This window comes from Inquilinus sp. CAU 1745, assembly GCF_039839375.1.
Classification (GTDB): Bacteria; Pseudomonadota; Alphaproteobacteria; order DSM-16000; family Inquilinaceae; genus JBDOQU01.
Genome location: NZ_JBDOQU010000008.1, coordinates 17304 through 26616, shown reverse-complemented (window position 1 = coordinate 26616; position 9313 = coordinate 17304). Strand labels below are relative to the sequence as shown.

Annotated in this window: 14 protein-coding genes; 3 read left to right on the top strand and 11 right to left on the bottom strand. The window is 65.4% G+C overall.

All coding sequences use genetic code 11. The features are described from left to right. Positions 1-11: 11 nt before the first annotated feature. The 11 genes from ggt to csrA all read right to left on the bottom strand — a co-directional run bounded on the left by ggt (position 12) and on the right by csrA (position 7904). On the bottom strand, positions 12-1598 hold the full coding sequence (gene ggt / locus AAFN89_RS11360; protein WP_347539141.1) for a gamma-glutamyltransferase: 1587 nt from the start codon (positions 1596-1598) through the stop codon (positions 12-14). A gap of 22 nt (positions 1599-1620) precedes the next feature. Further along, positions 1621-2373, bottom strand: coding sequence for a GntR family transcriptional regulator (locus AAFN89_RS11355; RefSeq protein WP_347539139.1), 753 nt, complete (start codon positions 2371-2373; stop codon positions 1621-1623). Then, positions 2370-3092, bottom strand: coding sequence for an ABC transporter permease (locus AAFN89_RS11350; protein ID WP_347539137.1), 723 nt, complete (start codon positions 3090-3092; stop codon positions 2370-2372). Before AAFN89_RS11350 ends, AAFN89_RS11355 begins: the two co-directional genes overlap by 4 nt. After that, on the bottom strand, positions 3092-3787 hold the full coding sequence (locus AAFN89_RS11345) for an ABC transporter permease subunit (protein WP_347539135.1): 696 nt from the start codon (positions 3785-3787) through the stop codon (positions 3092-3094). Before AAFN89_RS11345 ends, AAFN89_RS11350 begins: the two co-directional genes overlap by 1 nt. A gap of 59 nt (positions 3788-3846) precedes the next feature. Then, positions 3847-4632: a lysine/arginine/ornithine ABC transporter substrate-binding protein gene (locus AAFN89_RS11340; protein WP_347539133.1), complete on the bottom strand. Its 786-nt coding sequence runs from the start codon at positions 4630-4632 to the stop codon at positions 3847-3849. A 246-nt stretch (positions 4633-4878) separates the two neighbouring features. Next, on the bottom strand, positions 4879-5727 hold the full coding sequence (locus AAFN89_RS11335; protein ID WP_347539131.1) for a hypothetical protein: 849 nt from the start codon (positions 5725-5727) through the stop codon (positions 4879-4881). 2 nt (positions 5728-5729) lie between these two features. Continuing rightward, complete coding sequence (fliP, locus tag AAFN89_RS11330) at positions 5730-6476, bottom strand: flagellar type III secretion system pore protein FliP (protein ID WP_347539129.1); 747 nt, start codon at positions 6474-6476, stop codon at positions 5730-5732. Then, the gene (locus AAFN89_RS11325; RefSeq protein WP_347539127.1) at positions 6473-6784 is read right to left on the bottom strand and encodes a flagellar biosynthetic protein FliO; all 312 of its coding nucleotides are present in this window, start codon (positions 6782-6784) and stop codon (positions 6473-6475) included. The genes fliP and AAFN89_RS11325 overlap by 4 nt, the downstream gene beginning before the upstream one ends. An 8-nt stretch (positions 6785-6792) precedes the next feature. Beyond that, complete coding sequence (locus AAFN89_RS11320) at positions 6793-7125, bottom strand: hypothetical protein (protein ID WP_347539125.1); 333 nt, start codon at positions 7123-7125, stop codon at positions 6793-6795. After that, positions 7122-7451 (bottom strand): EscU/YscU/HrcU family type III secretion system export apparatus switch protein, encoded by a 330-nt coding sequence (locus AAFN89_RS11315; protein WP_347539123.1) that lies wholly within the window; start codon positions 7449-7451, stop codon positions 7122-7124. The genes AAFN89_RS11320 and AAFN89_RS11315 overlap by 4 nt, the downstream gene beginning before the upstream one ends. 189 nt (positions 7452-7640) lie before the next feature. Then, a complete protein-coding gene (gene csrA, locus AAFN89_RS11310) occupies positions 7641-7904 on the bottom strand; it encodes a carbon storage regulator CsrA (protein ID WP_347539121.1) in 264 nt (87 codons plus the stop codon). A gap of 159 nt (positions 7905-8063) precedes the next feature. Here csrA and flgB point away from each other — a divergent pair, with 159 nt between their 5' ends. Genes flgB through fliE form a run of 3 tightly spaced genes read left to right on the top strand, consistent with a single transcriptional unit; the run spans position 8064 to position 9270 of the window. Then, on the top strand, positions 8064-8471 hold the full coding sequence (flgB, locus tag AAFN89_RS11305) for a flagellar basal body rod protein FlgB (RefSeq protein ID WP_347539119.1): 408 nt from the start codon (positions 8064-8066) through the stop codon (positions 8469-8471). A gap of 25 nt (positions 8472-8496) precedes the next feature. Next, positions 8497-8907: a flagellar basal body rod protein FlgC gene (gene flgC / locus AAFN89_RS11300; RefSeq protein WP_347539116.1), complete on the top strand. Its 411-nt coding sequence runs from the start codon at positions 8497-8499 to the stop codon at positions 8905-8907. 54 nt (positions 8908-8961) lie between these two features. Continuing rightward, positions 8962-9270: a flagellar hook-basal body complex protein FliE gene (fliE, locus tag AAFN89_RS11295; RefSeq protein WP_347539114.1), complete on the top strand. Its 309-nt coding sequence runs from the start codon at positions 8962-8964 to the stop codon at positions 9268-9270. Positions 9271-9313: the final 43 nt, after the last annotated feature.

The following is a 9313-nucleotide window of genomic DNA, read 5'->3' as shown; positions in this document are numbered from 1 at the left end:
ATTTCAACCGCCTAGAAGCCAAGCGCGCAGCCATCCTTCCGGGGGTCCGACCCGCCCGACAGGATGCCCCGTTCATGGTCGATCATGACCGCCTGTCCGCCGCCCAGGGGATCCGGCGCCAACCGCAGGGCATGGCCGCGCGCGATCAGGCCGGCGATCGTCGGCCCCGGAAAGGACTTCTCGATTTCGACCATGTCGCCGGTCGCGAACACCCGCGGCGCGTCGAGCGCCTGCTGGACATCCTGGCCATAGTCGATGATCCCCGTGAGGAACCGGGCGTGGCCGAAGGGCTGGTAGTCGCCGCCCATCACGCCGTAAGGCATCAGCGCGCGGCCGTTCCGCGTCGCCATGCCGGGCATGATGGTGTGGAGCGGTCGCTTGGACGGCCCGATCCGGTTCGGGTGGTCCGGGTCGATGCGGAACGAAGCGCCCCTGTTCTGGAACATCACGCCGGTTTCGGGGCAAAGGATGCCGCAGCCGAAAGAATGATAGATCGAGTTGATGAAACTCACGGCGTTCAGGTCGCGGTCGACGACGGAAACATAGACCGTGTCCGACTTTCCCAGTCCCAGATCGGGGATGCCGGTCATCGCCCGGTCCGGGACGATTTTCGACCTCAGCCTTCCGGCCCATTCCTTCGATAGCAGGTCCTCCGCACGAACCCCCATCGCGACCTGTTCGGACAGGGTCGCATTCCGGGCGGCGAACGCCAGCCGTCCGGCCTCGATCTCCAGATGCGTGCGGTCGCTGGACATCGGCTCCAGCGCGGCCAGGTCGAAGCCTTCCAGGATGTTCAGCATGATCAGCGCCGTCAGCCCCTGGTTGTTCGGCGGCACCTGGTGGATTTCATACCCGCGATAGGCCGTGCTGACCGGCTCGACATAGTCGCCTTGCACGGCGGCGAAGTCCTCGACATCGTGCAGGCCGCCATGCGCCCGCAACGTTCGCGCCATGGCTTCCGCGATCGGTCCTTCATAGAAGCCCTTTCGCCCTTCCCGCGCGATGACCGCCAGCGTTTCGGCGAGCTTGGGCTGCCGGTGCATGTCGCCTTCTTCCGGCGTCTTGTCCCCCGGCAGGAACACCCTCCGGGCCTCCTCGTTGCCGCGCAGCAGGTCCGCCGCGTTCAGCCAGTCGAAACGGACCCTGGCATGTACGGGGTAGCCGTCGCGCGCGTAGCGTATCGCCGGCTCCATCAGCCGGGCGAACTCCATCCGGCCATGATCGCGATGGAGCGCGATCCAGGCGTCGACGGCTCCCGGCAGAGTCGCTGCGTGGGCCGAATCCAGGGCGATCGCGGTGATCCCCTGCTCAATGAAGAAATCGAGCGTCGCCGCCCGGGGCGAACGGCCGGATCCGTTGAATGCCAGGACGCGGTCGGCGCCGGCCAGGCAGAGAAGCGCGAAACAGTCGCCGCCGATTCCGGTCGATTGCGGCTCTACCGCGGCCAGCGTTGCCGAAGCGGCGATCGCGGCGTCGATCGCGTTTCCGCCGGCCTTCAGGATGTCGACCGCGACGCCGGTGGCCAGGGGATGGGACGTCGCCGCCATCCCGTTCGCGGCATGAACGGTCGAGCGTCCGGGAAGTTCGAAATCACGCAACTCTGTTCTCCGATCCTGGCGCTCAGACGCCGGCGAGTGGGAGCAGACCGCCCGCCCGCCGCCGATGAAGTTGTATGTTCTGAATTCGCGAGATGTTCTCGATCGAGCCCCGGACATGCCGGCGAGCGGCCTCGCTTGCCTGAGGGCCGTCGCGCGCGATGACCGCCTCGACGATCGCGCGATGTTCGGCGACGGCCTCATCCCACAGATCGATCCAGAGGACCTCGAGCCAGAGCGCCGTGCGTAATTGTTCATATATCCGCGTCGTCATCTCGCAGAGGATGCGGTTGCCGGTCGCCGCTACGATGACCTCATGCACCTTCAGGCCAAGCTCGAGTTCCCGCGCGATATGCTCCGGCGCGCGGGTCCGCGTCCGGCCCAGATCCTCGATCTGCTCCATCACGCCACGCAGGCGGTCGAGATCGGCATTGGTCGCCGTCCTGGCGGCCAGTTCCGCCGCGTAGCCATCAAGCCCCTCGCGGGCGACCAGAAGCTCGCGCACCGTTTCGATATCCAGTTGGACGACGATATACCCGCTGTTCGGCTTGCCGATCACCAGCCCTTCGGTTTCGAGGCTCATGAGCGCTTCGCGCAGCGGCGTCCGGCTTACCCCCAGCGCCGTGGAAAGCCTTATTTCCGATAGCCGCTCGCCTGGGCTGAGAGCGCCCGACAGGATCATCTGCTTCAACTGGTCGTAGGCGCGCTTGCGAAGGGAGCCTCGCTTGACCGGCGCGGCGCGGCGCGGCGCGCTTTCAGCGTCTTCGGTGATGGTCATCGGAGTGTCTCCCGGATGGCGCCTGCCTGCTGCACGCTCGGGCCCAGATGCGCGTGCAGACGGGCCTCGATGCGGCGGGCGGCGAAGATGAAGGCATAGACGATCATGAGGTAGAGAAGGGCGGCCGTGACGAAGGCTTCGTAGAAGGTGAAGTTGCGCGAGGCGATCACGCGGGCCACGCCCGTGATGTCCAAAATCGTGATGATCGAAACGAGGGAGGTCGCCTGGATCTGGTAGACGACCTCGTTTGTATAGGCAGGCCAGGAGAGGCCCATCGCGCGCGGCAGAATGACATGGACCAGCCGCTGGAGGCGGGACATCCCCGTCGCCAGCGCCGCGTCGATTTCGCCGCGTGGGATGCCCTGGATAGCGCCGCGCAGGATTTCCGCGGTATAGGCGGTCGTGTTCAACGTCAATGACAGCAGCGCGCAGAACGACGGCTCGCGGAAGAACGACCAGAGCCCGACAGCCTCCAGGGCCGGCCGGAACTGGCCGCTTCCATAATAGATCAGGAATATCTGGGCAAGCAGCGGGGTGCCCCGGAAGAACAGCACATAGGCCGTTCCGGGCCAGAAGATCGCCCTGTTCGACGACAGGCGCATGAGGGCCAGCGGGATCGCCAGAAGGAAGCCGGCCACGCAGCTTATCGCTGCGTACTGTATGGTGATCAGCGCCCCGTCCAGGAATTGGGGCAGGTGTTCGACGATGAACTCGATCATCAGAGCCGTCCTCCCGCCACGCCACGGCTTGCCCAACGTTCCGCCCGGTGCTGGAGCCACATCGATGTGAGGGTGATCGCCAGATAGGCAAGGCAGGCCATGACGAAGAAGGTGAACGGCATTCGGGTCGCGCGCGCCGCGATGTCGGCGTTGCGCATCAGTTCGGGAAGCTGGATCACCGATATCAGCGCGGTCGCCTTGACCAGGACCATCCAGACATTGCCAAGGCCCGGCAGCGCGTAGCGCATCATCTGCGGCAGCACCACCAGCCGAAAGCCGGCCCATGGGTGCAGGCCCAGCGAAAGCGCGGCTTCCCGCTGTCCCTTGGGCACGGCGAGATAGGCGGACCGGAAGACCTCGCAGGCGAAGGCGCCATAGATCAGCGTGATCGTGCCGATACCGGCCAGGAAGGGGTTGATGGCGAGGATGAGCTCATAGCCGAGGTTCGCCGCCAGATCCTGGATGAGCGTCGGCAGGCCGTAATAGACAAGCAGCAGCATCACCAGTTCGGGGATGCCGCGCACGATCGTCGTGTAAGCCTCAACGAGGAAACGCAGCGGTCGCCATGGCCCCAGACGCCCCATCGCCGCCATCAGGCCCAGGACGACGGCTCCGACCATCGATGCGATCGAGACGATTACGGTCATCTGGACGCCGTCGAGCAGCATCCAGCCATAGCCTCCGAGATTCGGCATTGCTCTCTCCGCCGGACGGGAGAAGGTTTTGCACCCCCTCCCGCCCGGTCCTCATGAGGTCATTCGCCGTAGACGTCGAATCCGAACCAGCGGTCTGCGATCTCCTGATAGGTTCCGTCCGCCCGGAGAGCCGCGATCGCCTCGGAGAATGCGTCGGCGAGCCCCGCATCCTCCTTGCGCACGCCGACGCCGGCGCCGTATCCGAACCATTCGGATCCCGTGAACTCCGGCCCCCGGAATTCAAAGCCTTCGCCGTCGGGCGTCTTCAGGAAGCCCTCCGAAATGGCGACCACATCGCCCAGCACCGCATCTACACGCCCGGAGGCGAGGTCGAGATAGGCCTCATCCATCGTCGCGTAGACGCGAAGGTCGACCTCCGGGAACTGGTCACGCATGAACCGGTCGAAGCTGGTGGCGCGCTGGGTGCCCACCACCATGCCTTCCATCCCCTCGGCGCTGATCTCGATATCGCTGTCAGCCGGCACGACGAAGCGGGCGGGAACCTTGTAGTACTTGTCTGAGAAGGCGATCTGCTCCCGGCGCTCGTCCGTGATGTACAGCGACGCGATGATCGCGTCGTACTTCTGCGCCAGAAGCCCCGGAATGATGCCGTCCCAATCCTGCACGACGAACTCGCACTCGATTTCCAGATGGGCGCACATGGCGTTCGCGAGATCGATCTCGAAGCCCGCGACCTCGCCCTGCTCGTCGATGAAGTTGAAGGGCGGATAGGCGCCCTCCGTGCCGATCGTCACCGTGTCCGGGATATCCTGCGCGATCGTCGGCGTCGGCCCGAGGGCCATCGCGCAAATAACAGCAAACATGCCGAATAGGGTTCGTTTCATCTCCGCCTCCTGTTCAGTGGTTCGTTGATTTTCCCGTCGAAGCGTCTGCACTTCATGGTCGCTCCTGCGGCTCGTCCGGGTTTTTGATCCGCGACCTCGCATGTAAAATTGCATACAATCGTGCATGCTGAAATCGGACACGTCAAGGCGAAGCCCGGAGCTGACGGGCCGGGCGGCTCCTCATCGATCGGTATTGTCAGATGGCTGTTATGTCCGCGCCGGCACGATCGCCCGCGTCTCGCCTGCTCAGCGGAACTGCACGACCCGCACGCCGTCGTCGGCGGCGGCTCCGAACGCCATGAGCATCGCGGCCAGCCAGCCGGCGAAGGTGGCGACCAGCGCGACGGCTATCCAGCCTGGACCCCAGCCATATTCGATCGCCGCGAAGATAACGCCTCCGCACATGGCCAGAAGAAGGGCCACCGCCAGCCAGACCTTCCATTCAGGCTGGCTCCGGGCCGGCCGCCATGTCCGGAAATCTATGCCGGCCTGGGCGAACGCCAGGGGGTAGAACCGCAGCCGCTGCCCGGGGATCGTCGCCAGCCGCAGCAGGACGGCGCGCCTCAACTCGAACGCGTTCCTGAATCGTGAACAGCGGCTCCGCCCCGGGATCAGTTCCAGCGGTACCCTGTGCCGCTCGACCGTTCCGTCCTTCGCGCGAACGCTTAGAACCCACCGATAGCGCGTGTACTGACCGAGGGAACTCTCCAGCTCGACATCGAAAAGCTGTGTCTTGTCCCGAACGACGTCGCGCCAGTAGATCCGCTTTCGATTGTCGCCGGCGCCATATTCGAGATAGTCGCCGTTGACCTCGCAGAAGGCGTCGAACCGCTGGCGGCTTGCCAGGAAAATCCCGCCGATCGCGATCGCCGCCACGGCGGCCTTCAGGAGCAGGGCCGGAAGCGGAGCATCTTCGACGATCATGCCGCTTCCCCAGACCAGAACCACGCCCAGGAGAGCTATGATGGCGAGGCCTATGATCTGGGCGGTCCTGAACAGGGTGAGGTCCGGCACGCCGACGACGTGATCCTCCGCCCGGACCGGCGGCGGAATGCTCAGCGTCACTCTCCCGGCACTATCGGGGTTCTCAACCATCGTCAGAACGTCCCGTAGCTCCGCACCAGGCTGCCGGCGACCAGGTACCAGCCGTCGACCAGCACGAAGAAGATCAGCTTGAAAGGCAGGGAGATCATGATCGGCGGCAGCATCATCATGCCCATCGACATCAGGATCGACGCCACCACCATGTCGATGATCAGGAAGGGCAGGAACAGCAGGAACCCGATCTCGAACGCCCGGCGCAACTCGCTGATCATGAAGGCCGGGATCAGCGCCTGGATCGGCGTGTCCTCAGGCGCGAAGACCTCCACATCCTCGCCGGACATCTCCAGGAACAGTGCCAGATCCTGTTCCCGCACATGGCCCAGCATGAAGGTCCGGAAGGGCGCTACCGTCCGTTCGAAGGCCTGGGCCTCGTCGATCTCGTTGTTGATCAGCGGCTGGATGCCGTCCTGGTAGGCAGTCTCGAAGACCGGCGTCATGATGAAGAAGGTGAGGAATAGCGCGAGGCTGATCAGCACCGCGTTGGGCGGCGTCTGCTGAATGCCCAGCGCCGACCTGAGGAAGGACAGCACCACGACGATCCGGGTGAAGGAGGTCACCATCACCAGGATCGACGGCGCCAGCGACAGGACCGTGATCAGCGCGACGAGCTGGATGATGAGGGAGGTCGTGGACCCGTCCTCGCCGCCAAGGTCGAGGTTCAGGCTCTGGGCCGCGGCCGGCATCGCCGCCAGCAACAGCGGCGCGGCGAGGCCCAGCAGGGCAGGGAGACGGCGGATCATTCCGGGACGTCTCCCGCATTCTCCGAAAGATTTGCGCGGTCGGCGGCAATGCTCCGTTCGACCACCGTCTCGCCCGACGCGCCCAGCACCAGCAGGTGCTCCACCCCGTCGCGGCGCACCAGCACAAGCCGGCGGCGCGGGTCCAGCGGCAGGCTCTCCACCACCGCCAGCCTCTTCGTCCGGCCGCGCGCCACGCCCGCCAGCCCACCGCCAAGCCCGTAACGGCGCAAGGCCCAGGCGACCAGCGCAATCAGCGCCAGCACGAACACCAGCGCCCCCAGGAAGCGGAGATAATCTGCGAAATCCATGGATGGGATCAGCGCTGGCTTTTGCGGTAGGCGCTCGTCGCGGCGCGGTGGGTGCTGGACCCGTCAAGCTCGGCGTGTATCTTCGCCTGCTCGGCCGACAGCGCCTCGGTCAGCCCGTTCAACTCGTCGATCAGGGACAGCAGCGCCGGCTCGAAAGGCTTGCGCTCGGCGGCGGGCAGGGCGCGGATAACGCCGCAGACCCGGTCCACCCGGGTCTCCAGCCCCGCCAGATCGACCGCCTGGCCCGACGCCACGCTCGTCCGGGCGACCGCCAGCGCGCGGCCGATGCCTTCCAGGTCCGACCGGGCCGCCTCGGCCGTCTTCGCTTCCCCTGCGCTCATCCTCTGTCCCCGGACATGTATGGTTCCGCCATGGTTGGATCGTCCTCGAATGACGGCGTCCGGCCGTTCAGCCGGTAGACATGGACCAGCACCTCGGCCACGGCGGCGAACGCGTCGACCGGAATGTCGTCCCCGACCTCCACGGCGGTCAGCACCTCCGCCAGGTCCGCATCCTCGCGCACCTTGACGCCGGCGGCAAAGGCTTCGGCCAGGATCTGCTCCGCCACCGCGCCGCGCCCCGAGGCCATCACCTTCGGCGCATGGTCGGGATGCTGATCGTACCCCAGCGCCACCGCCAACGGCCGCCCGGTCCTTTTCCCCGTCACGGAATCCCCCACCTTGAACCAACCGCCCCTCACCCAACCCTCTCCCCAGCGGGGAGAGGGCTACCTTTTTACCCTCGCCCCTCAGGGGAGAGGGAGGGACCCGACCCGAAGGGGCGGGAGGGTGAGGGGCCCTTATCCGGCCCGCACTCTCGCGCGATCATGCTTAAGGAATGTTTAAGTTGGTTAACGCTATCCCTTGGACGCGTCGTCGTCATCCGGCCGCGGGATATCGGCTCTGGCGCCGGCAAGGCTGTCCAGCAGGTCGCCGTCGCTTTGCGCCGCCGCCCGGTTCTCCGCCTGGATGCGTTCGTAGAGCTCCTCCCGCAGGACCGATACGTCCGGCGGAAAGGTGAAGCCCAGCTTGATCGATTTGCCGCGGATTTCGACGACGGTGATCTTGATGTCGTCGTTGATGACGATGGACTCGCCGATCTTGCGGGTAAGGTAAAGCACGGCTGTCCTGCCTCGCGCTGCGCTTGGGAAAAGCGCTGTTTTGATTAATGGAAAGTGAAACACTTTTAGAGTTTGTTAACAAGCGGCTGCGAACATCCCCTGACCATCCGACCCTTGTCGCCGCCCGAGCGACCCAGAGCGACTGCCTCGCGAGAGCCCATGGATCTCAACAATCTCGGCCTGTTCCGGATGATTTCCCGGCGCATGGACTGGCTCACGCAGCGCCATGAGGTGCTGGCGGAGAATATCGCCAACTCCGACACGCCGGGCTACCAGGCCCGCGACATCGCGCCCTTCGACGCCTATATGGACCGCGCCGGCGCCCGGCTGGCGCCCCGCGCGACCGATCCCGCGCACATCACCGTCTCGGCCGGCGGCTCGGGCCCCGTCGCGCGCTCGACCGACATCGACGATCCGTACGAGGTCAAGCCCTCGGGCAACAATGTCAGCATCGAGCAGCAGTTGATGGAGGTGACGGAGAACGCGATGAACCATCAGCTCGCGATCAACCTCTACAAGAAGCACGCCGGCATGATCCGCACGGCGCTCGGCCGGTTCGGTCGTTAGAAGAGCAGGTTAGGAGACTCCGTTCATGGATTTGATGAAGTCGCTCGACATCTCCGCCTCGGCCATGCGCGCCCAGGGCACGCGGCTGCGCATCGTGGCGGAGAACCTGGCGAACGCCAACTCCACCGGCGAAACGCCCAACGACATGCCCTACCGCCGTCAGGTGGTGAGCTTCGAATCGGTTCTGGACCGCGCCACCGGCGCCCATCTGGTCCAGGTCGCCGACGTGACCGCCGACGACAGCGCCTTCACCCGCAAGTACGAGCCGGGGCACCCCAGCGCGGACGCGGAGGGCTATGTCCTCTATCCCAACGTCAACTCGCTGGTCGAGATGATGGACATGCGCGAGGCCCAGCGCAGCTACGAGGCCAATCTGAGCGTCGTCGACATCGCCAAGCAGATGGTGATGAAGACGATCGACATGCTGCGGACCTGACGGCCCGACGCCCCGCCGCTTCCTTTTTGAGCGATATAGAGTTCGGAGAGACCCATGGTCGCCCGCATCACCGACGCCGTTAACGCCTATTCCAACGCCGCGACCCGCGGGCTGGCGCCGGGGATGGAGGCACGCGCCACGCCGGGCGAAAGCTTCGCGGACCTCGTCCGCGACATGGTGACGGACGCCGTCGACACCGCCAAGGCGAGCGAGCAGGTCTCGGCCGACGCCTTGACCGGCAAGGCCGATGTGACCGAGGTTGTCATGGCCGTAAACAATGCGGAGCTGTCGCTCCAGGCGGTGGTCGGCATCCGGGACAAGGTGATCGAGGCGTACCAGGAGATCATCCGGATGCCCATCTGACGGCTTCCAGTGCGATGGTTTCGACACTGGGGTCCCAAGCGTT

What these genes read in the sequence shown, in the direction of transcription:
- AAFN89_RS11355 (WP_347539139.1), bottom strand. Translation starts at nt 2,373, where the DNA reads ATGACCATCACCGAAGACGCTGAAAGCGCGCCGCGCCGCGCCGCGCCG.
- AAFN89_RS11350 (WP_347539137.1), bottom strand. Translation starts at nt 3,092, where the DNA reads ATGATCGAGTTCATCGTCGAACACCTGCCCCAATTCCTGGACGGGGCG.
- AAFN89_RS11345 (WP_347539135.1), bottom strand. Translation starts at nt 3,787, where the DNA reads ATGCCGAATCTCGGAGGCTATGGCTGGATGCTGCTCGACGGCGTCCAG.
- AAFN89_RS11340 (WP_347539133.1), bottom strand. Translation starts at nt 4,632, where the DNA reads ATGAAACGAACCCTATTCGGCATGTTTGCTGTTATTTGCGCGATGGCC.
- AAFN89_RS11335 (WP_347539131.1), bottom strand. Translation starts at nt 5,727, where the DNA reads ATGGTTGAGAACCCCGATAGTGCCGGGAGAGTGACGCTGAGCATTCCG.
- fliP (WP_347539129.1), bottom strand. Translation starts at nt 6,476, where the DNA reads ATGATCCGCCGTCTCCCTGCCCTGCTGGGCCTCGCCGCGCCGCTGTTG.
- AAFN89_RS11325 (WP_347539127.1), bottom strand. Translation starts at nt 6,784, where the DNA reads ATGGATTTCGCAGATTATCTCCGCTTCCTGGGGGCGCTGGTGTTCGTG.
- AAFN89_RS11320 (WP_347539125.1), bottom strand. Translation starts at nt 7,125, where the DNA reads ATGAGCGCAGGGGAAGCGAAGACGGCCGAGGCGGCCCGGTCGGACCTG.
- flgB (WP_347539119.1), top strand. Translation starts at nt 8,064, where the DNA reads ATGGATCTCAACAATCTCGGCCTGTTCCGGATGATTTCCCGGCGCATG.
- flgC (WP_347539116.1), top strand. Translation starts at nt 8,497, where the DNA reads ATGGATTTGATGAAGTCGCTCGACATCTCCGCCTCGGCCATGCGCGCC.
- fliE (WP_347539114.1), top strand. Translation starts at nt 8,962, where the DNA reads ATGGTCGCCCGCATCACCGACGCCGTTAACGCCTATTCCAACGCCGCG.